Origin of the sequence: Pseudomonas sp. UMAB-08 (assembly GCF_900095225.1) — a bacterium.
Classification (GTDB): Bacteria; Pseudomonadota; Gammaproteobacteria; order Pseudomonadales; family Pseudomonadaceae; genus Aquipseudomonas.
Map to the genome: position 1 here is coordinate 370,694 of NZ_LT607415.1, position 25,261 is coordinate 395,954.

Here is a 25,261-nt window from a genome sequence, read left to right on the forward strand (position 1 = left end):
TTATGTTGATAACATATTGAGGCTTGGTGACTCGCTTCTAACATCCTCTGCTGCACCAGAGCGTTGAGTCCGGCATGAATCCCACTGAAAAAAGCAGTTTTCTGGTGACGCTGGAACAGCGCTTCACTGGCCTGACGCCGACCGGGAAGCGTATCGCCGGTTACCTGTTGGCCAACCCTCAGAAGTTGCCCTTCGAAACAGCTGACAGTATCGCGCAGCAAACCGGAACCACCGGTATCTCGGTCGGGCGCTTCTTGCGTTCGCTGGGCTACCGTAATCTGGACGACGTCAAACAAAGTTTGCGCGGCGACTCGGGTAATACCTGGCTGATCACCGACCGGCTTGGCGCCTTCCGTGAAGAAGCCACTCACGGCGATGCTCTGGACCGCTCGCTGAGCCGGGAACTGGACGCTATTCAGCATGTGTACGGCCTGGCCCGGAGCGAACAGTTTGCCCACATTGTCGAGCACCTGTACGCCGCCGATGCGGTGTTTATTGTCGGCATTCAGACCACTCGCGGCATCCTCAACGCGTTTCACAGCCACCTCGAATACATCCGGCCCAAGGTCTACTACGTCGATGGCCTGTCCGGGACTTACGCGGAATCCCTGAACTCAAGTTTCGAGAATCCCTACGCGATCATTTCCGACTTCCGTACCTATTCCAGCGTGGCCCGCACGTTTTGCGAGGTTGCCAGCAGCAACAATCTGCCCTTGGCATTGGTCACCGATTTTCACTGTCCGTGGGCCAGGGATTACCCCATGGACCTGTTGCAACTGAAGACCGACGTGGGTCAGTTTTGGGATTCCCTGGCACCGCTGACATGCCTGTTCAACCTGATGGTGTCGGCCGTGGCGGAAAAATACGGTGACCGTCTGGACGAGCGTCTGGCGAAAAACCGGCACCTGCAAGAGCTTTTTGGCCAGTTTGAATAGCGCTGCTCAGAGCGATCAAACCGGCAACATGATGACCAGCGTCTTACTTTTGATTGGAGTGTTTACGTGAACAGCAGCCTACTTGTCGAAGTCGATGCCCACGCGCTGCAGGTCGAAATCGATCTGATCTACGCTGGCGCCGATAACCTGGCTGGCACGCCGATTTATCAAGATCCACGCTGCTTGTTGCACCGCGATGCCGAACGCTGCCTGCGCATGGCCAGCCGTCTGGCGCGCCAGGCAGGATTGAGCCTGCGCATCCTCGATGCCTATCGCCCGCCGTATGCCCAACTGTTGTTGTGGCAGGCGCTGCCTAACCCGGAATACGTGCGTGATCCAACACTCGGTTCGCACCATAGCCGTGGCGTGGCGGTCGATTTGACGTTGATCGATGCCGACGGCCAGCCGCTGGACATGGGCACCGGTTTCGATGACATGCGTGAGCAGTCACATCAGTTCTTCGCCGACCTGCCTGCTGCTGTGCAGCGCAACCGTTTGTTGCTGCTGGGGATCATGCTGAGCGCGGGGTTCCAGCCGATTGCCAGCGAATGGTGGCATTACGAATTGCCCGACGCCGAGCGCTATCCCTTGATTGACGACGGTTCTATCCGTCCGGCCAACCACTGACGGCCAACCACTGAATAGATGACACCTGCTTGACTGTGACACAGCCTGACATGACCGGGACGACAATGAATCCCGGCGTAAATTCGGTGCAATCCTTTTCCAGAACAGGCAAGGATTGGCCGTTTTCGAACACTCATTGCGAGTGGTCGAGCTTTAACTGCCCGGTATAGCTTTAATAAAAAACCTGACGAACTTCCACATATCGAATGATCAAGGAACCGGCATGAATCTAATCTTCACCCCGCGCAAATTGGCCATGGCCTTGCTGTGTTCGGCTCTGGGTCTCGGTGCCTGGCAGTCGGCCAGCGCCGCCGTGCCGCAAGACACGCTGATGATCGGCAAACCTGCCGACCCGCAGACCCTCGACCCGGCCGTGACCATCGATAACAACGACTGGACCGTGACCTATCCGGCGTACCAGAAACTGGTGGCCTACAAGGTCGAGAACGGCAAGGGCAGCACCGAGGTGCAAGGTGATCTGGCTGCCAGTTGGACCACCTCAGCCGACAGTCTTGTCTGGGAGTTCAAGATCAAACCCGGCAACCTGTTCGATGATGGCGTCGAAGTGGACGCCAACGCGGTGAAGTTTTCTTTCGACCGGTTGATGAAACTCAAGCAAGGCCCGTCCGGTGCGTTCCCCGACGACATGGTGGTGGCGGTGGTCGACCCGATGACCGTGCGCTTTACCCTGAAAGCACCGTATGCGCCGTTCCTCTATACCCTTGCGCATAACGGCGGAGCGATCATCAACCCGGATGTCGCGAAGAAGACCGACGACGTCAACGCCTACCTGTCGACCCATACTGCGGGTTCTGGTGCCTTCCGGCTGACCTCATGGCAGAAAGGCCAGTCCTTGACCATGGAGCAGAATACCTACTTTTCTGGCCCCAAGCCGACGCTGAAAAAAGTCGTGATCAAAATCATTGGCGAGGCTTCAGTACGCCGCTTGCAACTGGAGCGCGGTGACCTCGACATCATTGAAGACATGCCCGAAGACCAGCTCGATGCGCTGGGCAAAAAAGCTGGCGTAGTGGTTCGCGACTATCCGTCGCTGCGGGTCACGTACCTGTACCTGAACAACAAAAAAGCACCGATGAACAATCCGGATGCACGCCGGGCTATCGTCGATGCGCTGGATTATGACGGCATCATCAACGGCATTCTCAAGGGCAAAGCCAAACCCATGAACGGGCCGATCCCACAGGGCATGTGGGCCTACGATCCGGCGTTGCCGCCGATGAAGCAGGACGTAGCCAAGGCCAAGGCCGACCTGGCGAAAGTCCCGGAGAAAATCGGCAGCCTGAACTTCATGTATTCGGACAAGGACCCTAACTGGGAGCCTATCGGTTTGACTTTGCAGGCTGGCCTGGCACCGCTGGGGGTCAATCTCAAGCTGGAGAAACTGGCCAACGCGACCCTGCGTGAGCGCTTGGGTACGGGTGATTTCGATATCGCCATCGGCTCCTGGAGCCCGGACTTCGCCGACCCCTACATGTTCATGAACTTTTGGTTCGACTCCAAGCTGCAAGGCCTGGCGGGCAATCGCTCGTTCTATGACAACCCGGTCGTCGATAAACTGATCCGAGAGGCCGCGTCGAACAACGACACCGCCAAGCGCACCGAGCTGTATCAGCAAGCGCAGAAAATTGTCCTCAACGACAGTGTCTACGCCTACCTGTACCAGAAGAGCTACACGTTGCCGATGCGTGACGCAGTCAAAGGTTACGTGTTCAACCCGATGCTTGAGCAAGTGTTCAACATCGACACCATCACCAAGTAAGTCGTCGTTATCGCTCCAGCGACCCACCTGTAAAGGGTGGGTTGTTGCAGCGTTGTGCCCACGGCAGACGTCTATAGCTGCCGATCCGAAGCGTTACCGAGGTGCCTGATGGCCTTCCTGAATATGTTGCGCAAACGTCTGTTCGGCCTGTTGCTGGTCGTTGTGGGCGTTTCGTTGATCACCTTTGCGATTTCCCATCTGATCCCCGGCGATCCGGCCCGACTGATTGCTGGCGACCGTGCCAGCGATGCCATCGTCGCCAACATCCGCCATCAATTGGGGCTGGACCTGCCGCTGTATCAGCAATATGGTCGCTACATGCTTGATCTGTTGCAGGGCGACCTCGGCACTTCGATCCGCACCAGTCGACCGGTGCTCGAAGATTTGCAGGCGTATTTCCCGGCAACTCTGGAGCTGGCGCTGGCGGCGCTGATCCTGTCGATACTGATCGGCGTGCCATTGGGTGTGCTGTCGGCGGTGTACCACAATCGCGCCATTGATCAGATCGCACGGACCCTGGCGGTCACCGGTATTTCCACACCGGCGTTCTGGCTCGGGCTGGGCTTGATCGTGCTGTTTTACGGGCATTTGGGCTGGTTACCCGGCAGCGGCCGCCTCGATGAGGGCCTTGAGCCGCCGCCGACCTTTACCGGCTTTTACTTGATCGATTCATTGCTCGCAGGCGACATGGCGCTGTTCTCCAACGCCTTGCAGCATTTGATCCTGCCTGCCGTGACCCTGGGTTTCGTTAACCTGGGGGTGGTGGCGCGGCAAATACGCTCGGCGATGCTCGACCAGCTTGGTGAGGATTACATCCGCACTGCGCGCGCCTACGGCTTGTCGCGCTGGGCGGTAATTCTGCGCCATGCGCTGCCGAATGCGTTGATCCCGTCGGTGACGGTATTGGGCCTGACCCTGGGCGACCTGCTCTACGGTGCGGTGCTCACCGAAACGGTCTTCGCCTGGCCAGGCATGGGCGCGTACGTGGTCAAGTCGATTCAGTCCCTGGATTTTCCGGCAGTGATGGGCTTCGCGATTTGGGTGTCCTTCATTTATGTACTGCTCAACATGGCCATCGATCTGCTCTACCGCGTGATCGACCCCCGCATTGGCGAGGTCAACTGACATGTCTATTCCCGTTAACCCGCTGACCATCGCGCCGCTCGCTCAAACCCCGCGCTGGCGGGAAAGGTTCGCCTACCTGGCCTACCAGATTCGCCGCAGCCCGCTGACCATGGCGGGCCTGGCGATCTCCCTGGTCGTCCTGCTGTGCATGGCGTTCGCGCCGTGGCTGGCGCCCCATGACCCCAACGCACTGGACCTGGTGCATCGCCTGGCACCCCCTTCCGCCGCGCACTGGTTCGGCACCGATGAAGTCGGCCGTGACCTGTTCAGTCGAGTGTTATACGGCAGTCAGCAATCGGTCGGTGTCGGACTGTTCGTGGCCTTTTCCTCGTGTTTGATTGGAGGGTTGCTGGGCTGCATGTCCGGGGTCATCGGCGGGCGTTTTGACAGCCTGACCATGCGCTTGATGGACATCATGCTCTCGGTGCCGTCGCTGGTGTTGATCATGGCCCTGGCTGCCGCGTTGGGCCCGAGCCTGTTCAACGCCATGTTGGCGATCACTCTGGTGCGGATTCCGTTCTATGTGCGACTGGCCCGAGGGCAAGCGTTGAGCATCCGTCAGATGGGTTACGTCAAGGCCGCGCAGACCTTCGGCGCCGGGCGCTGGCACATCGTGCTCTGGCACGTGGCGCGCAATGCCATGCCGCCGTTGTTGGTGCAACTGAGCCTGGACATTGGCAGCGCGATCCTCATGGCTTCGGCCTTGGGCTTCATCGGACTTGGCGCGCAGCAACCGACGGCGGAGTGGGGCGCAATGGTCGCCACGGGGCGTAACTACATCCTCGACCATTGGTGGTATTCGACATTCCCCGGCCTGGCGATCCTGGTCACGGCGACCGGATTCAATCTGCTGGGCGACGGCGTGCGGGACTTGCTCGATCCACGTCAACAGGGGAAATGACCATGCAGACCTCTCCAGAAGTGAGCGCACACGTGCCGAACGCGAATACCCCGGTCCTGACCATCGACAACCTGAGCGTGGAGTTTCCCGCTTACCGCAGCACGGTCAAGGCCCTCAACGGCGTTTCGCTGCACGTCAATCCTGGCGAAATCGTCGGCGTGATCGGCGAGTCCGGTTCGGGTAAATCAGTCACCGCCATGCTCAGCCTGCGCCTGTTGCCCGAACGCAGTTACCACGTCAGTGGCGGCAGCCTGCACATTCTGGGTCGCGACATGCTCGCGGCCAAAGAAAAGGACCTGCTTAAAGTCCGTGGCCGTGACGTCGCGATGATTTTCCAGGAGCCGATGACCGCGCTTAACCCGACCCGCCGCATCGGTCGACAGATGCTCGATGTGATCATTCATCACCAGCACTTGAGCAAGGCCGATGCACGGGCCAAGGCCATTGGTCTGTTGCGTGACATGCACATTGCCGACCCTGAGCAGGTGTTGGAAAGCTACCCCTTCGAGCTGTCCGGCGGCATGCGTCAGCGGGTGATGATTGCTTTGGCTTTTTCCTGCGATCCGCAGTTGCTGATCGCCGACGAGCCGACCACTGCACTGGACGTCACCGTGCAACGTCAGGTGTTGCTGCTGTTACGGGAAAAAGCCCGCGAGCGTGGCACCGCAATCCTGTTGATCACCCATGATATGGCGCTGGTGTCGCAGTTCTGCGATCGGGTCTACGTGATGTACACCGGTGCCGTGGTGGAGCAGGGTGCAACCGGCGAGGTCATGGTCGATCCGCGCCATCCCTATACCCGCGGTTTGCTCAGCGGCCTGCCGGAGCAAGTGCAACCTGGGGAAGACCTGATGACCATTCCTGGCCAGGTCCCTAATCTTGCCGCGTTGCCCGCAGGTTGCACGTTCCGCGACCGCTGTCAGTACGCGATGCCGGTCTGCAGCAAACGTCCGCCCTTGCAAGCCATTGACGCCGAAGGCCTGCGCAAGAGCGCCTGCTGGCTGACTGTACAGGAACAATCATCATGATCAGCACTGCACGTAAACGACTGCCCAGCGACAACGCGGCGATTCTTGGCCTGAGCGATGTGCGGGTACATTTTCCGGTGGGCAGCGACTGGCTGGGTCGCCCCAAGGGCCTGGCCCATGCCTTGAACGGTATTGATCTGGACGTTCGCGCCGGTGAAACCCTCGGCGTGGTCGGTGAGTCCGGCTGTGGCAAAAGTACGTTGGCGCAACTGTTGATGGGGCTGATCAAACCCACCAGCGGGACGCTGGACTGGATCTATAACGACGCCCGCGAGCGCAGCAGTAATGTGCAGATCGTGTTTCAGGACCCGCAGTCGTCTCTCGATCCGCGTCTGCCGATCTGGAAAATCATCACCGAGCCGCTGTTCGTCCAGCGTGCTGTCCCGCGTCGAGAAATGCGCGATATCGCGGCCAAAGTTGCAGCTCAAGTGGGCATTCGCACCGAGTACATGGACCGCTTCGCCCACCAGTTTTCCGGTGGGCAGCGGCAACGTATTGCCATCGCCCGAGCACTGTCGTCCAACCCGGACATCATCGTCCTCGACGAGCCGACCTCGGCACTGGACATTTCGGTGCAAGCGCAGATTCTCAACTTGCTGAGTGAACTGCAACGCAGTCGCGACCTGACCTACATCCTGATCTCGCACAACGTTTCGGTCGTCCGGCACATGGCCGACCGTGTGGCCGTGATGTACCTGGGGCAAATCGTCGAACTGGGCAGCGCCGCCGAAGTGCTCGATCACCCACGGCACCCTTACACGCGATTGTTGCTGGACGCGGTGCCGCGTCTTGGTGCGCCGATTGATAACGCCCAGGTCGCCGCCCCGACTGAACTGCCCGGCAACCGCAACCTGCCCACCGGCTGCTTCTTCCGCGACCGCTGCCCGCGCGCCACCATCGGCTGCGACAAACCTCAGGGGTTGTTGGCAGCGAAGGGCGGTACGGGCGATAACCTGGTGCGCTGCCACCTGGAATCTGTGACGGTCTGACCCCGACGCGTCAGAAAACGCCAGTGTTTGAAGCACTCACCGACCGGTAGTCGGTGAGTGAATGAGGGCGTCTACAAACCGTCAACCAATCGTTACCTTACTGTCATCCCCAGGTCATGGGCCTGAAACACCTTCTCTTTACTGTCAGTTGCACACAAACGCAGCCGTGCAAAGGCTGTTCAACCAGACAGAGAAGCCCATGAACGCAGCTATCCATGTCGACCGTCTGAACAAGACTTTTGCTCGCAAGACTGCTTTGGTTGATCTTGCGTTGTCTATACAACCCGGTGAAATGGTCGCGCTGATCGGTGCTTCCGGCTCTGGGAAATCAACGCTGTTGCGCCATATGGCCGGGCTGGCGCGTTGCGATCGCACCAACGGTGGCAGTGTGCAGGTGCTGGGCCGCGAAGTGCAGGCCTCAGGCCGCCTGAATGGCAACGTCCGCCAGCTGCGCGCCGATATCGGCTACATCTTCCAACAGTTCAATCTGGTCAATCGCCTCAGTGTGCTGGACAACGTGTTACTCGGTTGTCTGGGGCGCATGCCCGGTTGGCGCGGCAATCTGGGCCTGTTCAATGCTCAGGAAAAACAGTGGGCGATGGAGTCCCTGGACCGCGTGGGGCTGGCCGATCTCGCCACGCAGCGCGCTTCGACCCTTTCAGGCGGTCAACAACAACGCGTGGCGATTGCCCGTGCGTTGACCCAGCGTGCCGACGTTATTCTGGCCGATGAACCTATCGCGTCACTGGACCCTGAGTCCGCACGCAAGGTCATGGAAATCCTCGCCGATATCAATCGCCGTGACGGCAAGACCGTCGTCGTCACCCTGCATCAGGTGGATTACGCCGTGCGTTATTGCCAGCGCGCCGTGGCCCTCAAAGCCGGGCGCATTCATTTTGATGGCGCCGCTGAAGCACTCAGTACCTCGCTTCTCAACGACCTGTACGGCGCGGATCTGGACAGCAGTCTTCTGTTCTCCGACAAAGCTCGCAGCGCCGAAAGACCGTTAAAACTGGCGCTTGCGCGGGCCTGATTTCGTTGCAGTTGCTCTAAAAAACAAACCACCAACGCCACCTTCAGGAATCCCTCCATGTTGAATCGTATGGGTCGTGTTTTCGCGTCTGCCGCTTTATTGGCTACCTGCTTCCTGGGTACCGCTCAGGCTGAAGAAAAAGTCATCAACTTTGGCCTTATGTCCACCGAGTCTTCGACCAATCTGCGAAGCGTCTGGCAGCCGTTTCTCGACGATATGTCGAAAAAAACCGGTCTTAAAGTCAACGCGACCTTCGCCTCCGACTATGCCGGATTGATTCAGGGTATGCGCTTCAATAAGGTCGATATCGCCTGGCTGGGTAACAAGGGCGCGATGGAAGCCGTGGACCGTTCCAACGGTGAAATCTTTGCCCAGACCGCTGCCGCCAATGGGGCAGCCGGTTACTGGAGCCTGTTGATCGTGCGCAAGGACAGTCCAATAAACTCGGTCGAAGACATGCTCAAAAACGCCAAGGACCTGACCTTCGGCAACGGTGATCCAAATTCCACTTCTGGCTATCTGGTGCCGGGCTACTACGTCTTCGCCAAGAACAATGTGAATGCCGCCACCGCCTTCAAACGCACGCTCAACTCCAGCCATGAAGTGAACGCCTTGAGCGTGGCCAAAGGCCAACTCGACGTTGCCACCTTCAACACTGAAAGCTGGGACCGTCTGGTCGTCACCCAACCGGACCAGGCAGCCATGCTCAAGGTCATCTGGAAGTCGCCATTAATCCCCGCCGACCCGATGGTCTGGAACAAAGGTCTGTCAGACGTCGATAAGGGCAAAATTCGCGAGTTCTTCGCCACCTATGGCGACACCGACCACGAAAAGGCCGTGCTCAAAGACATGCAGTTGAGCAAGTTCCTGCCGTCCTCCGACGACCAATTACTGCCGATCCGCCAGCTTGATCTGTTCAAGCAGCGCACCGAAGTCAATGCCAGCACCACCCTCGACGCCAAAGAAAAAGCCGAGCGACTGAAAGAGCTCGATGCGGGTCTGGCCAAGCTGCAAGAGCGAATCAGCGATCTGGAAAAGAAGAGCACCTCCAGCGCCAGCGCCGGTTGACGCCTGCCGACGCGACGCCCCAGCGCGTCGCGTCATCGCAGCCTTTTATGGCTGCCCTATTTGAGAGCCGTTTATGACTTCCAATGCTGCACATGCTGAAGCCGTCGGCAAACGTACCTGGCCGCAATATGTGGGCTGGGGCCTGTTCCTCGCCATGCTGGCCTGGGCCTGGCATGGCGCTGAGATGAACCCGCTGGCGCTGTACCGCGATGCAGGAAACATGGCGACCTTCGCAGGCGACTTCTTCCCGCCAGACTTCCGCGAATGGCGCTCGTACCTCAAAGAAATGATCGTCACCGTGCAGATCGCACTCTGGGGCACGGTGCTGGCGATTGTCTGCTCGGTTCCGTTGGGAATTCTGTGCGCCGATAACATCACCCCGTGGTGGATTCATCAGCCATTGCGCCGGGTCATGGACTCGTTCCGTTCAATCAACGAAATGGTGTTCGCGATGCTGTTTGTGGTCGCGGTCGGTCTGGGTCCGTTCGCTGGCGTTCTGGCGTTGTGGATCAGTACCACGGGAGTCCTCGCCAAGCTGTTTGCTGAAGCGGTCGAGGCCATTGACCCCGGTCCCGTCGAAGGCGTGCGTGCGACCGGCGCCAGCGCCCTGCAAGAGGTCATCTATGGGGTCATCCCGCAAGTCATGCCGCTGTGGATTTCCTACGCGCTGTACCGCTTCGAGTCCAACGTGCGCTCGGCCACGGTGGTCGGGATGGTCGGTGCTGGCGGGATCGGGGTGATTCTCTGGGAGAACATTCGGTCTTTCCAGTTCGTTCAGACCTGCGCCGTATTGCTGGTGATTATCGTCGTGGTGAGCGTGATCGACGTCCTGTCGCAACGCCTGCGCAAACAATTCATTTGACGGAGAGGGTGCCGAACGGCGCTTTTTTTTAACCATGCAGTTGTCTAGACAAATTGAACCCGTTTACCGCGAGTTGGCAGACACCTTGCGCCGGGAGCTCGGCGATTATCGGGCCGGGGATTATCTGCCCGCGGAGATCCGCCTGGCCGCACGATTTTCCGTTAACCGGCATACCGTGCGCCGCGCCATTGATGAGTTGGTGCTCGATGGCAGTGTGTTGCGTCGCCAGGGCCGGGGCACTCAGGTGCTGGAGCGTCCGTTGATCTATCCGCTGGTCGCAGAAAGCGCCTACAGCCAGTCGTTGTCGGCGCTCGGGCATGGGGTTGAAGCCCGGCTGCTGCAGCGGCGCAGTTGCCTGGCCAACCGCGATGAGGCGAGGCACCTGGGCCTGGCTGATCAGGCGCCACTGATTGAGTTGCAAACGTTGCGCATGGTCGATGGTCAGCCCGTGAGCTTGATTCGTCACCGTTACTGCGCCAGCCGAACCGAGCTGCTGGCGCCGTATACCGGGGGCTCGCTGCGTCAGTTCTTCGCGGAGCGCGACCTGCCGTTGACCCGCACGTTCAGCTTGATCGGTGCGCGCCTGCCGAGCCGTGAGGAGGCAGGTCTGTTGCTCATGCCCCGGCATTTGCCCGCGCTCAGCGTTTTTACCCTTTCCCGTGATTCGTCCGGCCAGCCCGTGGAGCTTGCGCAGTCCACCAGCCGCTCGGACCGTTTCCAATATCAGGTCATCACATGATGGAGATGCCGACGATGAGTTCCGCTCCTGCAGCCCCGCACGCAGCCCGTCAACAGTGGATCGGCGTGCTCGCCCGTGCCCACCGTGGCGAATTGAGTGGCCATGAAGCGGCCCTGCGTGACACTGAATACCAACTGATTCGCGCTCCGGAAATCGGCATGACCCTGGTCCGTGGTCGCATGGGCGGCACCGGTGCGCCGTTCAACCTCGGTGAAATGAGCGTGACCCGCTGCGTCGTTCGCCTGGCGGATGGGCGCACCGGCTACAGCTACCTCGCCGGGCGCGACAAGGTTCATGCCGAACTGGCCGCGCTGGCCGACGCGCATCTGCAAGGCTCGCAACAGGCCCGCTGGTTGAGTGAGTTGATCGAACCCTTGGCCCGTGCGCACGCCGCACGCCGCGCCCAAAAAGACGCCGAAACCGCAGCGACCAAGGTCGAGTTCTTTACCTTGGTCCGAGGAGAAGACTGATGAGTGCAACCCTTTTGCAACCCGCATTTGCCGACCCTGTGCTGGACGCCCAACGCAGCTTCCGAGCGGCGCTCAAGGCCCTGGCTGGGCCGGGTGTGGCTCAGCCGCTGGAGCAGGCCCCGCCTCTGGAAGGGCTGGCGCCAGCGAGCTACGCGCTGTGTTTGGCGCTGCTCGATGTCGACACCCCGCTGTGGCTGGCGCCGGCATTCGATACACCGACGATCCGCGCCAACCTGGCGTTTCACTGCGGTTGCGCGATGGTCAGCCGTCGCGAACAGGCGCGTTTTGCGTTGCTCGACGACAGCGAACTCGATGATTTACAGGGCTTCGATCCTGGCAATGACCGTTACCCCGATCAGTCCTGCACCTTGTTGATCCAGCTGCCTCAGCTCGACGGCGGGCGGCCTCTGGCGTGGCGTGGTCCCGGCATCCAGCACGAAAATCAGGTCGCCTTGCCACTGTCTGAAGGGTTCTGGAGCGAGCGCAACGCACGCAACGATTTCCCCCGAGGGCTGGATGCGTTTTTTCTTGCTGGGCATAGCGTCATCGGTCTGCCGCGCAGCACCCGCATCAGCCACGTGAATCCAACAACCCTGGCTGAGGAGCTTGCCTGATGTACGTAGCCGTAAAAGGTGGCGAACAGGCCATCGACAATGCCCACCGTCTGTTGGCGAAAAAGCGCCGTGGCGACACCACGATTGCGGAGCTGGGCGTCGAGCAGATTCGCCAGCAACTGCCATTGGCCGTGGCTCGGGTCATGAGCGAGGGCTCGCTGTACGACGAGCAGTTGGCCGCGCTGGCGATCAAGCAGGCTGCCGGGGATTTGATCGAGGCGATCTTCCTGCTGCGCGCCTATCGCACCACGCTCCCACGTTTCAGTGCCAGCCTGCCGATTGATACTTCGGTCATGCAACTGAGTCGACGCTTATCCGCAACCTTCAAGGATGTTCCGGGCGGGCAACTGCTGGGCCCGACCTTCGACTACACCCATCGCTTGCTGGACTTCACGTTGCTGGCCGAAGGCGAACATCCGGGACCGCACGTAGAAGAGGGCGCGACCCTGGAGCCTTGCCCGCGAGTCCTCGGTTTGTTGGCCAAAGAAGGCCTGATCAAAAACGAGTCCGACAACGGTGAAGCCGTCGCCGACATCACTCGCGATCCTCTGGAGTTCCCTTCCAGCCGTGCTCAGCGCTTGCAGGCCCTGGCCCGTGGCGATGAGGGATTTTTGTTGGCGCTGGGCTATTCCACCCAGCGTGGCTACGGCCGTAATCACCCGTTCGCCGGGGAAATCCGCATCGGTGAAGTGGAGGTCTGGATTGAGCCGGAAGAGCTCGGCTTCCCCATCGCCATCGGTGCCATCGAGGTGACCGAGTGCGAGATGGTCAACCAGTTCGTCGGCTCTGGCGCTGAACTGGCGCAGTTCACCCGAGGCTACGGGCTGGCGTTTGGGCATGCCGAGCGTAAAGCCATGGGCATGGCTTTGGTGGACCGCTCTCTGCGTGCGGATGAGTTCAACGAAGAAATCCAGTCGCCAGCGCAGCAGGAGGAGTTTGTCCTCAGCCATTGCGACAACGTCGAGGCGGCCGGTTTCGTGTCGCACCTCAAGCTTCCGCACTACGTTGACTTCCAGTCCGAGCTGGAGCTGATCCGCAAGCTGCGCAAGCCCGCAGCCGCTCAGTCCACCGTACAGGAGAACCCATAATGAGCAGCGTGATGACTGACAGGCCTGCGCGTGACGAGGCCTACAACTTCGCTTACCTCGACGAGCAAACCAAACGCATGATCCGGCGCGGCCTGCTCAAGGCCGTGGCGATTCCCGGTTATCAGGTGCCCTTCGGCGGCCGCGAAATGCCGCTGCCGTATGGATGGGGCACGGGCGGCATGCAAATGACCGCAGCTATTCTGGGGGCTGATGACGTGCTCAAGGTCATCGATCAGGGCGCGGACGACACCACCAATGCGGTCTCGATTCGGCGCTTTTTTGCCCGTACGGCAGGTATCGCGACCACCGAGCGCACGCCGGAAGCGACGGTGATCCAGACCCGTCACCGGATCCCGGAAACCCCGCTGCACGCGGACCAGATCATGGTCTATCAGGTGCCCATCCCGGAGCCGCTGCGCTTTATCGAACCGTCGGAAACCGAGACCCGGACCATGCACGCGCTGAACGATTACGGGGTGATGCACGTGAAACTCTACGAGGACATCGCCACCTTCGGCCACATCGCCACCAGCTACGCCTACCCGGTGATGGTCGATGATCGTTATGTGATGGACCCGTCGCCGATTCCCAAATTCGACAACCCGAAGCTCGACATGAGCCCGGCGTTGATGTTGTTCGGCGCCGGTCGTGAAAAGCGCCTGTACGCCGTGCCGCCTTACACCCGGGTGGTGAGTCTGGATTTTGAGGATCACCCGTTTGAAATCCAGACGTGGGAAGAGTGCTGCGCGATCTGCGGCAGCCGCGATTCGTATCTGGATGAACTGATCCTCGACGACGCGGGCACCCAGAGCTTCGTCTGCTCGGACACCGACTACTGCGCCCAGCGCAGCAACGAACAGGAGGCCGGTCAATGAACAACCCAGTGCATCCCTCGCAGCGGTTGCGGGAACGGCAAGCCGACCGTGCGCAGCCGCTGCTCGAAGTACGGGGTCTGTCGCGCTTATACGGGCCAGAGAAGGGCTGTCAGGACGTGAGCTTCGACCTGTACCCCGGCGAAGTATTGGGCATTGTCGGCGAGTCCGGGTCGGGCAAATCGACCTTGTTGTCATTGCTCAGCGGCCGTTGCCCGCCCGACAGCGGTGCCGTCGCCTATCGACGTAAAGAAGGCGGCTGGCTCGACCTCTACAGCGCCAGCGAAGCCGAACGCCGTACTTTGTTGCGCACTGAATGGGGGTTTGTTGAACAGAGCCCGCGCGATGGCCTGCGCATGGGCGTGTCGGCTGGCGCCAACATCGGCGAGCGACTGATGGCGCAAGGCGCACGTCACTACGGGCAATTGCGTGCTGCCGGCATCGACTGGCTGACCCAGGTGGAAATCGATCCGCTGCGCATTGACGACCTGCCGCGCACGTTCTCTGGCGGTATGCAGCAGCGCTTGCAGATCGCCCGCAACCTGGTTTCCGGCCCGCGCCTGGTGTTCATGGACGAGCCGACCGGAGGGCTCGACGTTTCAGTCCAGGCGCGTTTGCTCGACCTGTTGCGTGGCCTGGTGCGGGAGCTGGACCTGGCGGTGGTGATTGTCACCCACGACCTGGCGGTGGCGCGATTGCTGGCCGACCGGCTGATGGTCATGCGGCGCTCCAACGTTGTGGAGGCCGGGTTGACCGATCAGATCCTTGATGACCCGCAGCATCCGTATTCGCAGCTGCTGGTGTCTTCGGTGCTGCAACCGTGATCCGTCCATCCGCCGGGCGATCCCCGGCTGCCGTCGTCTTTTTGGGGTGTGCTTGATGAACAGGCTGATCGAGGTCCGCGACCTCTCGAAAACCTTCACGCTGCACCAGCAGAACGGTGTGGTGCTCAACGTACTGGACGGCCTGAGCTTCACCGTCGACGCAGGCGAATGCCTGGTGCTGCACGGGCAGTCCGGCGCGGGCAAAAGTACCTTGCTGCGCACCCTGTACGGCAATTATCTACCGGCGGGTGGCAGCATTCGTGTGCGACATGCCGGTGACTGGCTGGAACTGGTCGGCGCCCAACCGCGAGATGTGTTGGCCGTGCGCCAACAAACCCTCGGCTATGTCAGCCAGTTTCTGCGGGTGATCCCGCGTGTCGCCAGCCTGGACGTAGTCATGGAGCCGGCACTGGCGCGAGGCTGGTCGAGGACGTTGGCCAAGGCCCGCGCAGAAAACCTGCTGGCGCGACTGAATATTCCGCAGCGCCTGTGGCAACTGGCGCCCGGCACCTTCTCCGGCGGCGAGCAGCAGCGGGTGAACATCGCTCGCGGCTTCATGGTCGCTTGGCCCGTGATGCTGCTGGATGAGCCCACGGCGTCGCTGGACGACACCAATCGCCAGGTTGTGCTGGAGTTGATGAACGAAGCCAAAGCGGGAGGTGCCGCCTTGATTGGCATCTTCCACGACCGCGCTGCCCGTGAAGCGGTCGCCGACCGCCACCTCGACATGACCCCGAATGCCCCGACAGCAAAGGAATCACAGCCATGCTGACCGAACAGATCCTTAGCAACGCGCAACTGGTCACCGCCGATCGGGTTTTCAACGGCACGGTGGTGCTGCGCAACGGCCTGATCGTCGAGGTGGACGAGGGCATTAGCAGGCTGCCTCAGGCACATGACCTGCAAGGCGATTACCTGCTGCCGGGTCTGATCGAGCTGCACACTGATAACCTGGAAAAGCACATGACGCCGCGCCCCGGTGTTGACTGGCCATCGACCTCGGCGGTGCTCAGCCATGACGCGCAGATCGTGGCTGCGGGCATCACTACGGTGTTCGACGCGCTGTCCATCGGTGACGTAAACCCCAAGGGCAATCGCATGCAGAAATTGCCAGCGATGCTCGACGCCATCGCTACCGCCAATGCCGCCGGACTGACCCGCGCCGAACACCGTCTGCACCTGCGTTGTGAGCTGTGTCACCCGGACACCCTGAGCGTGTTCCGTGATCTGGTGGAGAATCCGTTGGTGCAACTGGTGTCGGTCATGGACCATTCGCCAGGTCAGCGTCAATTCGCCCTGGAGTCCAAGTACCGCGAGTACTACATGGGTAAGTACCATCTGACGACGGTCGAGATGGACGCGTTCATTGTCACGCAGATGGCTAACTCCCGTGAGTTCAGCAGCCGTTACCGGCGTGCCATCGTCGAGGATTGCCTGGCACGTGGTCTGTCGGTGGCCAGTCACGATGATGCGACCCTGGCGCACGTCGAAGAATCGGCCAGCTACGGGATGACCATCGCTGAATTCCCGACGACCCTGGAAGCAGCGCGGGGCTGTCATCGTCTGGGCATGGGGGTGTTGATGGGCGCACCGAACATCGTGCGTGGCGGCTCGCACTCGGGCAATGTGGCGGCGGCCGACCTTGCTAAAGAAGGACTACTGGATATCCTCTCCAGCGATTATTATCCGGCCAGTCTATTGCAGGCGGCGTTTATGTTGGCTGCCCAGAACGAAGACAAGCGGCATAACGATTGCGATCTGCCTCGCGCCGTCGGTATGGTCAGTCGCGCACCGGCCCAGGCCGCCGGGCTCAATGACCGGGGCGAGATCCGGGTCGGGTTGCGTGCCGACCTGGTTCACGCTAGGCATCAGGACGGATTACCGGTGATTCAACAGGTTTGGCGACAAGCGAAGAGGGTGTTTTGATGGCGGGCAGGTTGATCTATCTCATCGGACCTTCAGGTTCGGGCAAGGACAGCCTGCTTGATGCTGCACGTGAACCCTTGGCCTATCAGGGCTGCCGGATCGTGCGGCGGGTCATCACCCGTTCGGCCGAGGCGGTCGGTGAGGCGGCGCAAGCGGTCAGCGTCGAGCAGTTCATAGCGATGCAAGGCGAGGGTGCGTTCGCCTTGAGCTGGCAAGCCAATGGCTTGCACTACGGGATCCCAAAGGAAATCGACGAATGGCTGGAGGCCGGGCTGGATGTTCTGGTCAACGGTTCCCGTGCTTATCTGCCCCAAGCGCATCAACGCTATCCGGGGTTGCTCGCGCTGCTGTTAACGGTGGATCAGGCCGTTTTGCGTCAGCGTTTGCAGGCCCGTGGTCGCGAATCATTGCCGGAGATCGAAGCACGATTGGCGCGCAATGCCGATTTTGCTGCGGTCTTGATGGCGGCTGAGGATAAGGCGTTGTGGCTGCTGGATAACTCCGGCCCCATCGAGCAGACCCTTGGACGGCTGCTGCAACTGATGGGTAAAGAGCCCACATGCACCTGACCTTGCTGGGCACCGGCGATGCACGTCAGGTGCCGGTCTATGGTTGCGACTGTCCGGCGTGCGCCGTTGCACGCTCGGACCAGCGCTTGCGCCGTCTACCGTGCAGTGCCCTGATTGAATGCGCCGGCCAACGCTGGTTGATCGACACGGGGCTGACCGACCTCACCGAGCGTTTCCCGCCGCGCAGCTTTAACGGCATCCTGCAAACCCATTACCACGCTGACCACGCACAAGGCCTGCTGCATTTGCGTTGGGGCCAGGGATGGGTCATTCCGGTACATGGCCCGGTTGATCCAGAGGGCTTTTCCGATCTGTACAAACACCCGGGCATCCTCGACTTCAGTCGACCCTTTGCTGCCTTCGAAACCCGGCAGTTCGGCGCGCTGAGTGTGACCGCGGTGCCGTTGATGCATTCAAAACCCACGCTGGGTTACCTGCTCGAAGGCGAGGGGCGACGCATCGCTTACCTCACCGACACCGTCGGCCTGCCTGAGCCGACTCGCGATTTTCTGCAACGCCAGCCCCTCGATGTACTGGTGCTGGACTGCTCCATGCCCCCTCAGCCGCAAACGCCTCGCAACCACAACGACCTCAACCTGGCCCTGGCTTGCATCGCCGAACTGCAACCACAACAGGCGGTGTTAACCCACATTGGTCACACACTGGACGCCTGGCTGCTCGATGAGGCGCATCAACTGCCCGCACGGGTGATCGTTGCGCATGATGGTATGGTGTTGTGAAACGGCAGTGGCTCTCACACAGTCATGCGTTGCTGAACGTTATGATTCAACGCGCGGCTACAGTAACTGAAGTCACCTGTCCGGCCAGTTGAGCCTTTTCCGATCCCTTGAATCCTGCTTGGAGAAATACCGTGGCTAAAGCGTCTGCAACGATCGAAATTCCGGCGACTGCCGATCAAGTCTGGCAACTGATAGGCGGCTTCAACTCGCTCCCCGACTGGTTGCCGTTCATCGCCAAAAGCGAACTGGGCGAGGGTGGGCGCGTGCGTCACCTGGAGACCGGCGATGGCACGGTGATCGTCGAGCGGCTCCAGACGTTCGATGACAAGGCGCGTACGTACACGTACTCCATTGATCAGGGGCCATTCCCTGTTACAGATTATCTGGCCAAGGTGCAGGTCCGGGAAGTGGCGGGCAAACAGATGACTCAGGTCGAATGGTCGGGCAGCTTCACCCCGGCTGGCGTGACCGATGCAGAAGCCGTCGAGCTGTTCAGCGGTGTCTATAGCGGTGGTCTTGATGCACTCAAGGTTAACTTCCCAGGCTGAAGTTCATCGTGTCGTAATGTGTAGGAAGCGCCGCTGACAAGTGTTCTTTCTTATAATTCAGGCTCTTTCCGATAAGCCCTGGAGGCACCATGAAATTGTATGGCTGGTGGGTATTGATGGGGGTAATGTCGTGCGGCGTTGCCCAGGCAGCCTCGAAAGAAGTCTCGATGAGCCTGGTGAGCGCTGACGGTCTGCCCCAGGCCATTGGTTCGGTTACGCTTAGCGAGACAGAGTATGGGGTGCTGTTTACGCCCAACCTGAAATCGTTGCCTGTTGGGGTGCATGGTTTTCACGTGCATCAGAACGGCAGCTGTGAGGCCGGATTGAAAGACGGTAAAAAGTCTGCGGCAGAGGCGGCCGGAGGTCATTTCGATCCACTGGGCACCAACAAGCACCTTGGCCCGTACGGTAATGGCCATATGGGCGATCTGCCTGCAATCTACGTAAATGCCGATGGCACCGCGACCTATCCGGTGCTGGCGCCACGTATCAAGAAAATTTCCGACATCGATGGCCATGCGTTAATGGTCCATGCCGGGGGCGACAACCATGCCGACATGCCAAAACCGCTGGGTGGTGGCGGTAGTCGCATGGCCTGTGGGGTCATCTGATTTTGGTCGGGTAGGGTAAGGAATTTTTTGCCGAAGGCTTGACTTGCCCTTTTCAATCAGTAACATAGACCACATTCCGCGATAGCTCAGTTGGTAGAGCAAATGACTGTTAATCATTGGGTCCCTGGTTCGAGTCCAGGTCGTGGAGCCATTTTCTTCAAGGTGCAAGTTTCAGGCAGTTGAGCGCTGGCTTGCACGCTTCTGATCAATTCAGACACGCAACCGTTATTGTCGTTGCTCCAGTGCATCGATCACCACGCGGTTCGCTGGATTTATCAGCTCATTGCCCAACGCTTTACGTGGGCAACGCAGGACACACAGTGCCTGTACCCAATCTGCTTTCATCCCCTTCCGCTATTCCTGCCGCCCGCTCGGTAACGTATTTCTGCACCTCGTTTGCGTGCATTTTCGTCTAAAAAAACCGGGCATCGGCGCGCGCTATGGCTGTGCATTATTTTTTACATTTCTGGTTAATCTTTAGTTCGTTACTGTCGATACAGAAGCGATAGCCCAGAAAAGACTGAAGAACGCGGATGCTCCTCAAGGGAACGGAGGGATAACCGGTTTGCCCTTCAAAAAATAATGCCCAGTTCGCGCTCTTTCGGAGAAAGGGTGCCCTTGGTCATGAAGACCCGAGCGGACACTAGACGCCATGACTAACAATTTGCGCTTCAGCCATAAAATTCTGCTGGCCGCTTCGCTGATCGTGATTACAACCTTCGCACTCTTCACCCTCTACAACGATTACTTGCAGCGCAATGCGATTCGCACCGATCTGAAGAACTACCTGCAAGAAATGGGTAGCGCCACTGCGGGCAACATTCAGACCTGGCTGAACGGGCGGACCCTGCTCATTGAAAACCTCTCGCAATCCGTTGCGCTTAATCCCGACGCAACGAACGTGGGCAATGTGCTCAACCAGAAAGCGCTTACTTCCAGCTTTATGGGCGTTTACCTCGGCGGCTCGGATGGCAGTTTCACCATACGGCCAGACAGTAAGATGCCGGACGGCTACGACCCACGCATACGGCCTTGGTACAAAGGTGCGCAAGGCAGCAACGTTTCTGCACTGACTGAACCCTACATTGATCTGGCAACTGGCGAGTTGGTGATTTCCATCGTTGATGCCGTGCAAAAGGCCGGTCAAAACCTTGGGGTAGTGGGTGGTGATTTGAGTCTGAAAACCATTGCCGACAGCATTAACGCGCTGGACTTTGGCGGCATGGGTTATGCCTTTCTGGTCAGCTCCGACGGTAAAGTTCTGGTTCACCCGGACAAAGCCTTTGTGATGAAAACTCTCAAAGACATTTACCCGAAAGATACGCCACCGATCAGCGGCAATATCAGTGAAGTCCAGGTCGACGGTAAAACCCGTATCGTCACCTTCAGTCCTATCAAAGGCCTGTCCTCGGTTAGCTGGTACATCGGCCTGTCCGTGGATAAGGATAAAGCCTACGCAATGTTGAGCGAGTTCCGGGCCTCTGCGATTGTTGCGACCATCATCGCGGTCGTCATCATCATTGCGTTGCTCGGCATGCTGATCCGTTTTCTGATGCAACCCCTGTATGTCATGACCCGCACCCTGCAGGACATCGCCGAAGGTGAGGGTGACCTGACCAAGCGCCTGACCATCCAGACTCAGGATGAATTTGGCATTCTGGGGACCGCGTTCAACCACTTCGTTGAACGAATTCACGGCTCGATCCGCGAAGTGTCCTCGGCCACCGATCACCTCAACGAGGTGGCAACGCGCGTGGTCTGCGCCTCCAATTCATCAATGCTCAATTCGGACGAACAAGCCAATCGTACCCACAGCGTCGCAGCTGCGATCAACGAATTGGGCGCCGCAGCGCAGGAGATCGCCCGCAATGCGGCGCAAGCTTCCCGCCAGGCCAGTGATGCGCGGCAGTTGGCCGGGGAAGGTCAGCAGGTGGTCGACAAGAGCATTCAGTCGATGAATCAGTTGTCCGAGATGCTCAGCGCCTCCAGCAGTAATATCGAGTCGCTCAACAGCAAAACCGTGAACATCGGGCAGATTCTTGAAGTTATCACCAGCATTTCTCAACAAACCAACCTGCTGGCGCTCAATGCTGCCATTGAAGCAGCGCGGGCAGGGGAAGCAGGACGTGGATTCGCGGTGGTGGCTGACGAGGTCCGCAACCTGGCTCATCGCACTCAGGAATCGGCGCAACAGGTGCAGAAAATGATCGACGAGCTGCAAGTCGGTGCCCGCGAATCGGTCAGCACGATGGCTGAAAGCCAGCGCCATAGTCAGGAAAGCGTCGTCGTCGCCAACCTTGCGGGGGAGCGTTTGAGCAGTGTGAACCAACGCATTGGCGAAATCGACGGTATGAACCAGTCGGTCGCCACTGCCACTGAAGAGCAGACTGCCGTTGTCGAGGCGATCAACATGGATATCACCGAGATCAACACACTCAATCAGGAAGGGGTGGAAAACCTTCAGACAACGTTGCGCGCCTGCTCCGACCTGGAGCAACAGGCGGGTCGCCTCAAGCAGTTGGTGGGCAGCTTCCGGATCTAGGCTTTAGTCCTGATGCTAATTGGCATCAGAATGACCGCTGGCAGCGGCCCTCTGATGACCAATTTGACCGCCTGCACGGGTTGGGTCAGCTCCGTACACTAACGACGGGATTCTCAACGGGGTGGGTAAGCCGGGTTAATCGTTGTTTGGCGTGAATAGCGCATCTACTAACGAGGATCATAATGAGCATTCCTGTTCGGCCTGATGTGCACCTTGCGGATGTACTGGTCGCCCGCGCGGAAGCGTTGATCCTTCGCGGCGAACGGCGGATGTTGGCCATCGCTGGAGCGCCTGGCTCTGGAAAATCCACAGTTGCCCAATGGCTGGCCGAAGCCTTGGGGGAGCGCGCTGTAGTGGTGCCGATGGATGGTTTTCACCTAGCGAACAGCGAGTTAGCTCGCCTGGGTCGCGCCGCCCGCAAGGGCGCACCGGACACGTTCGATGTGGCGGGCTACCGAGCATTGTTACAACGCCTCAAGCAGCCTCAGGCGGGAGAGACTATTTACGCGCCACTTTTCAACCGTGAGCTCGAAGAATCGATTGCCAACGCCATCCCGATAGCCGCCGCTGTTCAGTTGGTGATTAGCGAAGGTAATTACTTACTGCTTTCGCAAGGTCCGTGGGAGCCCATCGCCGGACTGTTTGATGAACGTTGGTATGTAGAGGTTGATGAGACCGTCCGGCGCGCTCGGCTGATTGAGCGCCACATGCGTTTTGGCCGCAGTCTTGAGGCTGCGCGAGCGTGGGTTGAGAGCACTGACGAGCCTAACGCTCGAAAGGTCGAGAAAGATCGCGGTCGAGCTGACTTTGTACTGCCGTGAGCGACATTGAAACCAAAGCATCTTCAGGGAGTGGTTGCGTGATGAGCACGCTGACCTAAGCTTCAGGTCAGTACAACGTGATGCGGCTTTGAGCTTGAAACCGCACGGATGAAACTCCCAATGAACGATGCGTGGTATTGAAAAGGAGATGCGTATGCTCATCCGGTCACTGATCCTTGCCACGCTGTTCGCTAGCGTCGGCCCGGTGCTGGCTGCCGACAGCGATGCCCCCTTGGCTCAGGATCGCGGACGATTCCGCCCGCTGATCATCATTGCTCCCAGTGCCGTGGACCCGACGCTGGTTAACCTGAAGAAAGCGCTGGAAGAGCCTGCCAACCGCGATGCCTTCGCCGAACGCAACATGGTGCTCTACACCGTGGTCAACACCATTGGCCAGCGCAGCGGCAAGGACCTGGACGCGCAAACCACCATGGCTCTGATCCGCGAACTCAAGCTGGGTGCCAGCGCCCAGGCCAAGGTCATTCTGGTGGGCAAGGACGGTGAGAAGAAGATCGAACACTCAGGCCCCATCGATCCCAAGGAGATTTTCAGCACCATCGACCAACTGCCCATGCAAGAAAAAGAGGCCTCGGCACCGCCGCCACCTCCAGCTGCGCCTGAGGCCACGTCAACCCGTACGGGCAAGACAGGCAAGCCTGATAAACCGGGTAAACCCAGCGCGCCACCCAAGGCGCTGGATGATTGACAGGAGGAGGGGCGGACGTTTCATTTCGGCAACTCAACCACCACCCTGATCGAAACGGTCAATTCCTCCAACTGAAAGTGCGGACGCAGGAACATCGTCGCGAGATAACTGCCTGGCTGCCCTGGCACGTCAGTGACAACGATTTTGGCTTCCCGCAGTGGGTACTGCGCGTTTATCTTCTGGGTGGCGTTGTCGTCGAGCAGCACGTACCCGGCAATCCAGTTGTTAAGGTAGGACTCCACATTGGCGCGGGTCATGAAGCTGCCAATCTTGCTGCGCATGATCGCTTCAATGTAATGAGCAAAGCGTGAGGTCGCCAGGATGTACGGCAGCAGCGAGCCGAGGCGGGCGCAGGCATCGGTATCAACGTTGAAGTAGCGCTTTGGTCTGTTGGTGGTCTGGCTGCCGAAGAACACGGCAGCGTTGGCGCTCTCGCAATAACACAAGGCGATGAAACTCAGGTTTTCGAGTTCCTGCTCACGGTCGTCGCTGATCCTTACCTCTGTTGCAGACTCTGCCAAACCACCGCGGCGGGTGTTGAAGGCGTAAACCGGCAGACCGCTCACCGCGCCTCCGCCCTCAATGCCCTGAATGGCGGCACACCAGTGGTATAGGGCGAACGCTTCGGTGATGCGCTGGGCCAGGAGCCAGGCGGCATTTCCCCAGAGAAACTTTTCCGGGTCTGTGTAGGGGGCTGCTTTTGGATCATCGGCCAGGCTGACGTCGCTCACGTGCACGTCTTCAGTGAAGGTCGGCATCCCCTGCACGGGCCAGTTCTGCGCATCGTAAGGCGGGCGGGCCAGATAGCGCGGCACCACCATGGCGACATAACGCGAATTCTCGCTGTCACGAAACGCCAGCCAGTCAACGCACTCGGGGCTCTCGAATATCGTGGATAACTCGCGTGGCCAGTCCAGGTCGCCAAGGCCCTGAAGATTAAACATGGCAGGGCTGGCGGCAGTGAGGAAGGGCGCATGAACGGCTGCGGCGACGTTCGACAGTCCCGTGAGCATCTGGATCTCAGCCATGTCCTGGCCAAACGCATAGTCGCCCAGCAATATACCGAACGGACTGCCACACAAGGTGCCATCGCGCGGCTCGGATACTCGCTGGAACAACAGGCTTTGGTCGAAGTCGACGGCGCTTTCCAGGTCAAGGCGCAGTTCTTCTTTGGTCACGTCAAGCAGGCGCAACGTCAGCAGAGGCCCGGTCTCTGTATTCATGACCAGTTGGTGCAGTCCGCGCCAGGACGCTTCAAGGGCTTGCAGCGGCTTACTGTGGAGAATCAGATTGAGTTGGGCATGGACCTGGTCACTGGAAAGATCCTTCAACTCAGGAACCTGGCCCAGGATTTTCTCCGGGCTGAAATCGCTGAAGGTGTTGAAGGTCAGCTCGATATTGAGCGGTTCGATTCGACCCGAGAGCGCGCTTTGGACGGTGAACGTAATGCGTGGCTGGAGGCTGCCGAGCAAGGCATCAAAGTGATCGCGATCGATGTCGACGAACGCTCTATTTTCCAGTGTTGGCGCTTTGACCAACGAGCCGTTTCCGGACAAGTCTGCAAGGATACCCACCACGAATGGCAGTTCTCTTTTTTCAAGCGCGCCACCTGTCTCGACATCGTAGGCAATGTGCGTGCGCGGTAGCAGATGGCTGTCTGAAGTACGGTGCGTGTTTTCTTGCTCGGGGGCCATTATTTTATTCCTTGTGGAGCCTGTGCGGATTCGAACGTGGACACTGAAATTGCTGGAGCGCATTTTTACACAGCCGTGACCCAAAATGACCCAAAGCGAGTAGTGACGCAAAACACTTGGATGGCCCCTTTTACCTGTGCCGTTGAGTA

26 protein-coding genes, 1 tRNA gene and 1 pseudogene are annotated in these 25,261 nt (G+C 59.4%); 27 read left to right on the forward strand and 1 reads right to left on the reverse strand.

Annotation, left to right across the window (positions count from 1 at the left end; all coding sequences use genetic code 11):
* The first annotated feature begins 74 nt into the window (after window positions 1-74).
* From K0F75_RS04810 to K0F75_RS04935, 27 genes and pseudogenes are all read left to right on the forward strand, one after another.
* Window positions 75-935, forward strand: a complete 861-nt coding sequence (locus K0F75_RS04810) for a MurR/RpiR family transcriptional regulator (RefSeq protein WP_219060699.1) — start codon at window positions 75-77, stop codon at window positions 933-935.
* Window positions 936-1,001: 66 nt separating this feature from the next.
* Window positions 1,002-1,562, forward strand: coding sequence for a D-alanyl-D-alanine dipeptidase (gene ddpX, locus K0F75_RS04815; RefSeq protein WP_219060700.1), 561 nt, complete (start codon window positions 1,002-1,004; stop codon window positions 1,560-1,562).
* A gap of 223 nt (window positions 1,563-1,785) precedes the next feature.
* Window positions 1,786-3,342: an ABC transporter substrate-binding protein gene (locus tag K0F75_RS04820; protein WP_219060701.1), complete on the forward strand. Its 1,557-nt coding sequence runs from the start codon at window positions 1,786-1,788 to the stop codon at window positions 3,340-3,342.
* A 108-nt stretch (window positions 3,343-3,450) separates the two neighbouring features.
* The gene (locus tag K0F75_RS04825) at window positions 3,451-4,467 is read left to right on the forward strand and encodes an ABC transporter permease (protein ID WP_219060702.1); all 1,017 of its coding nucleotides are present in this window, start codon (window positions 3,451-3,453) and stop codon (window positions 4,465-4,467) included.
* A gap of 1 nt (window position 4,468) precedes the next feature.
* Window positions 4,469-5,368, forward strand: coding sequence for a D,D-dipeptide ABC transporter permease (gene ddpC, locus K0F75_RS04830; protein ID WP_219060703.1), 900 nt, complete (start codon window positions 4,469-4,471; stop codon window positions 5,366-5,368).
* A 2-nt stretch (window positions 5,369-5,370) separates the two neighbouring features.
* Window positions 5,371-6,396 (forward strand): ABC transporter ATP-binding protein, encoded by a 1,026-nt coding sequence (locus tag K0F75_RS04835; RefSeq protein WP_219060704.1) that lies wholly within the window; start codon window positions 5,371-5,373, stop codon window positions 6,394-6,396.
* A complete protein-coding gene (locus K0F75_RS04840) occupies window positions 6,393-7,385 on the forward strand; it encodes an oligopeptide/dipeptide ABC transporter ATP-binding protein (protein WP_219060705.1) in 993 nt (330 codons plus the stop codon). Before K0F75_RS04835 ends, K0F75_RS04840 begins: the two co-directional genes overlap by 4 nt.
* 199 nt (window positions 7,386-7,584) lie before the next feature.
* Window positions 7,585-8,418, forward strand: a complete 834-nt coding sequence (phnC, locus tag K0F75_RS04845; RefSeq protein ID WP_219060706.1) for a phosphonate ABC transporter ATP-binding protein — start codon at window positions 7,585-7,587, stop codon at window positions 8,416-8,418.
* A 57-nt stretch (window positions 8,419-8,475) separates the two neighbouring features.
* Window positions 8,476-9,486 (forward strand): phosphonate ABC transporter substrate-binding protein, encoded by a 1,011-nt coding sequence (gene phnD / locus K0F75_RS04850; RefSeq protein ID WP_219060707.1) that lies wholly within the window; start codon window positions 8,476-8,478, stop codon window positions 9,484-9,486.
* 73 nt (window positions 9,487-9,559) lie between these two features.
* Window positions 9,560-10,348 carry a phosphonate ABC transporter, permease protein PhnE gene (gene phnE, locus K0F75_RS04855; RefSeq protein ID WP_219060708.1) on the forward strand — a complete coding sequence of 263 codons (789 nt, stop codon included), beginning with the start codon at window positions 9,560-9,562 and terminating at the stop codon, window positions 10,346-10,348.
* 34 nt (window positions 10,349-10,382) lie between these two features.
* Window positions 10,383-11,087 (forward strand): phosphonate metabolism transcriptional regulator PhnF, encoded by a 705-nt coding sequence (phnF, locus tag K0F75_RS04860; RefSeq protein WP_219060709.1) that lies wholly within the window; start codon window positions 10,383-10,385, stop codon window positions 11,085-11,087.
* A gap of 14 nt (window positions 11,088-11,101) precedes the next feature.
* Window positions 11,102-11,557: a phosphonate C-P lyase system protein PhnG gene (gene phnG, locus K0F75_RS04865; protein WP_219060710.1), complete on the forward strand. Its 456-nt coding sequence runs from the start codon at window positions 11,102-11,104 to the stop codon at window positions 11,555-11,557.
* Window positions 11,557-12,171: a phosphonate C-P lyase system protein PhnH gene (phnH, locus tag K0F75_RS04870; RefSeq protein ID WP_219060711.1), complete on the forward strand. Its 615-nt coding sequence runs from the start codon at window positions 11,557-11,559 to the stop codon at window positions 12,169-12,171. The genes phnG and phnH overlap by 1 nt, the downstream gene beginning before the upstream one ends.
* Window positions 12,171-13,259 carry a carbon-phosphorus lyase complex subunit PhnI gene (locus tag K0F75_RS04875; RefSeq protein WP_219060712.1) on the forward strand — a complete coding sequence of 363 codons (1,089 nt, stop codon included), beginning with the start codon at window positions 12,171-12,173 and terminating at the stop codon, window positions 13,257-13,259. The genes phnH and K0F75_RS04875 overlap by 1 nt, the downstream gene beginning before the upstream one ends.
* Complete coding sequence (locus K0F75_RS04880; protein WP_219060713.1) at window positions 13,259-14,134, forward strand: alpha-D-ribose 1-methylphosphonate 5-phosphate C-P-lyase PhnJ; 876 nt, start codon at window positions 13,259-13,261, stop codon at window positions 14,132-14,134. The genes K0F75_RS04875 and K0F75_RS04880 overlap by 1 nt, the downstream gene beginning before the upstream one ends.
* Window positions 14,131-14,955 carry a phosphonate C-P lyase system protein PhnK gene (phnK, locus tag K0F75_RS04885; protein ID WP_219060714.1) on the forward strand — a complete coding sequence of 275 codons (825 nt, stop codon included), beginning with the start codon at window positions 14,131-14,133 and terminating at the stop codon, window positions 14,953-14,955. The genes K0F75_RS04880 and phnK overlap by 4 nt, the downstream gene beginning before the upstream one ends.
* A gap of 55 nt (window positions 14,956-15,010) precedes the next feature.
* The gene (gene phnL / locus K0F75_RS04890; RefSeq protein WP_219060715.1) at window positions 15,011-15,727 is read left to right on the forward strand and encodes a phosphonate C-P lyase system protein PhnL; all 717 of its coding nucleotides are present in this window, start codon (window positions 15,011-15,013) and stop codon (window positions 15,725-15,727) included.
* A complete protein-coding gene (locus K0F75_RS04895; protein WP_219060716.1) occupies window positions 15,721-16,881 on the forward strand; it encodes an alpha-D-ribose 1-methylphosphonate 5-triphosphate diphosphatase in 1,161 nt (386 codons plus the stop codon). The genes phnL and K0F75_RS04895 overlap by 7 nt, the downstream gene beginning before the upstream one ends.
* On the forward strand, window positions 16,881-17,450 hold the full coding sequence (gene phnN, locus K0F75_RS04900) for a phosphonate metabolism protein/1,5-bisphosphokinase (PRPP-forming) PhnN (RefSeq protein ID WP_219060717.1): 570 nt from the start codon (window positions 16,881-16,883) through the stop codon (window positions 17,448-17,450). Before K0F75_RS04895 ends, phnN begins: the two co-directional genes overlap by 1 nt.
* Window positions 17,441-18,190, forward strand: coding sequence for a phosphonate metabolism protein PhnP (gene phnP / locus K0F75_RS04905; RefSeq protein WP_219060718.1), 750 nt, complete (start codon window positions 17,441-17,443; stop codon window positions 18,188-18,190). Before phnN ends, phnP begins: the two co-directional genes overlap by 10 nt.
* Window positions 18,191-18,321: 131 nt before the next feature.
* Window positions 18,322-18,738 carry an SRPBCC family protein gene (locus K0F75_RS04910; protein WP_219060719.1) on the forward strand — a complete coding sequence of 139 codons (417 nt, stop codon included), beginning with the start codon at window positions 18,322-18,324 and terminating at the stop codon, window positions 18,736-18,738.
* A gap of 89 nt (window positions 18,739-18,827) precedes the next feature.
* Complete coding sequence (sodC, locus tag K0F75_RS04915) at window positions 18,828-19,349, forward strand: superoxide dismutase family protein (protein ID WP_219060720.1); 522 nt, start codon at window positions 18,828-18,830, stop codon at window positions 19,347-19,349.
* A gap of 75 nt (window positions 19,350-19,424) precedes the next feature.
* Window positions 19,425-19,500, forward strand: a tRNA-Asn gene (locus K0F75_RS04920).
* Between the two features lie 501 nt (window positions 19,501-20,001).
* Window positions 20,002-21,033: pseudogene (locus K0F75_RS26170) on the forward strand (cache domain-containing protein); the annotation flags it as partial.
* A gap of 93 nt (window positions 21,034-21,126) precedes the next feature.
* Window positions 21,127-21,891, forward strand: coding sequence for a methyl-accepting chemotaxis protein (locus K0F75_RS26175; protein ID WP_374028602.1), 765 nt, complete (start codon window positions 21,127-21,129; stop codon window positions 21,889-21,891).
* Window positions 21,892-22,073: 182 nt separating this feature from the next.
* On the forward strand, window positions 22,074-22,712 hold the full coding sequence (locus tag K0F75_RS04930; protein WP_219060722.1) for a nucleoside/nucleotide kinase family protein: 639 nt from the start codon (window positions 22,074-22,076) through the stop codon (window positions 22,710-22,712).
* 154 nt (window positions 22,713-22,866) lie between these two features.
* Window positions 22,867-23,418, forward strand: coding sequence for a DUF4174 domain-containing protein (locus K0F75_RS04935; RefSeq protein ID WP_219060723.1), 552 nt, complete (start codon window positions 22,867-22,869; stop codon window positions 23,416-23,418).
* A gap of 20 nt (window positions 23,419-23,438) precedes the next feature.
* Here the strand turns inward: K0F75_RS04935 and tssC are convergent, their stop codons facing one another.
* On the reverse strand, window positions 23,439-25,112 hold the full coding sequence (gene tssC, locus K0F75_RS04940; protein WP_219060724.1) for a type VI secretion system contractile sheath large subunit: 1,674 nt from the start codon (window positions 25,110-25,112) through the stop codon (window positions 23,439-23,441).
* Between the last annotated feature and the right edge of the window lie 149 nt (window positions 25,113-25,261).

What these genes read in the sequence shown, in the direction of transcription:
- K0F75_RS04810 (WP_219060699.1), top strand. Translation starts at nt 75, where the DNA reads ATGAATCCCACTGAAAAAAGCAGTTTTCTGGTGACGCTGGAACAGCGC.
- K0F75_RS04820 (WP_219060701.1), top strand. Translation starts at nt 1,786, where the DNA reads ATGAATCTAATCTTCACCCCGCGCAAATTGGCCATGGCCTTGCTGTGT.
- K0F75_RS04825 (WP_219060702.1), top strand. Translation starts at nt 3,451, where the DNA reads ATGGCCTTCCTGAATATGTTGCGCAAACGTCTGTTCGGCCTGTTGCTG.
- ddpC (WP_219060703.1), top strand. Translation starts at nt 4,469, where the DNA reads ATGTCTATTCCCGTTAACCCGCTGACCATCGCGCCGCTCGCTCAAACC.
- K0F75_RS04835 (WP_219060704.1), top strand. Translation starts at nt 5,371, where the DNA reads ATGCAGACCTCTCCAGAAGTGAGCGCACACGTGCCGAACGCGAATACC.
- K0F75_RS04840 (WP_219060705.1), top strand. Translation starts at nt 6,393, where the DNA reads ATGATCAGCACTGCACGTAAACGACTGCCCAGCGACAACGCGGCGATT.
- phnC (WP_219060706.1), top strand. Translation starts at nt 7,585, where the DNA reads ATGAACGCAGCTATCCATGTCGACCGTCTGAACAAGACTTTTGCTCGC.
- phnD (WP_219060707.1), top strand. Translation starts at nt 8,476, where the DNA reads ATGTTGAATCGTATGGGTCGTGTTTTCGCGTCTGCCGCTTTATTGGCT.
- phnE (WP_219060708.1), top strand. Translation starts at nt 9,560, where the DNA reads ATGACTTCCAATGCTGCACATGCTGAAGCCGTCGGCAAACGTACCTGG.
- phnF (WP_219060709.1), top strand. Translation starts at nt 10,383, where the DNA reads ATGCAGTTGTCTAGACAAATTGAACCCGTTTACCGCGAGTTGGCAGAC.
- phnG (WP_219060710.1), top strand. Translation starts at nt 11,102, where the DNA reads ATGAGTTCCGCTCCTGCAGCCCCGCACGCAGCCCGTCAACAGTGGATC.
- phnH (WP_219060711.1), top strand. Translation starts at nt 11,557, where the DNA reads ATGAGTGCAACCCTTTTGCAACCCGCATTTGCCGACCCTGTGCTGGAC.
- K0F75_RS04875 (WP_219060712.1), top strand. Translation starts at nt 12,171, where the DNA reads ATGTACGTAGCCGTAAAAGGTGGCGAACAGGCCATCGACAATGCCCAC.
- K0F75_RS04880 (WP_219060713.1), top strand. Translation starts at nt 13,259, where the DNA reads ATGAGCAGCGTGATGACTGACAGGCCTGCGCGTGACGAGGCCTACAAC.
- phnK (WP_219060714.1), top strand. Translation starts at nt 14,131, where the DNA reads ATGAACAACCCAGTGCATCCCTCGCAGCGGTTGCGGGAACGGCAAGCC.
- phnL (WP_219060715.1), top strand. Translation starts at nt 15,011, where the DNA reads ATGAACAGGCTGATCGAGGTCCGCGACCTCTCGAAAACCTTCACGCTG.
- K0F75_RS04895 (WP_219060716.1), top strand. Translation starts at nt 15,721, where the DNA reads ATGCTGACCGAACAGATCCTTAGCAACGCGCAACTGGTCACCGCCGAT.
- phnN (WP_219060717.1), top strand. Translation starts at nt 16,881, where the DNA reads ATGGCGGGCAGGTTGATCTATCTCATCGGACCTTCAGGTTCGGGCAAG.
- phnP (WP_219060718.1), top strand. Translation starts at nt 17,441, where the DNA reads ATGCACCTGACCTTGCTGGGCACCGGCGATGCACGTCAGGTGCCGGTC.
- sodC (WP_219060720.1), top strand. Translation starts at nt 18,828, where the DNA reads ATGAAATTGTATGGCTGGTGGGTATTGATGGGGGTAATGTCGTGCGGC.
- K0F75_RS26175 (WP_374028602.1), top strand. Translation starts at nt 21,127, where the DNA reads ATGCTCAATTCGGACGAACAAGCCAATCGTACCCACAGCGTCGCAGCT.
- K0F75_RS04930 (WP_219060722.1), top strand. Translation starts at nt 22,074, where the DNA reads ATGAGCATTCCTGTTCGGCCTGATGTGCACCTTGCGGATGTACTGGTC.
- K0F75_RS04935 (WP_219060723.1), top strand. Translation starts at nt 22,867, where the DNA reads ATGCTCATCCGGTCACTGATCCTTGCCACGCTGTTCGCTAGCGTCGGC.
- tssC (WP_219060724.1), bottom strand. Translation starts at nt 25,112, where the DNA reads ATGGCCCCCGAGCAAGAAAACACGCACCGTACTTCAGACAGCCATCTG.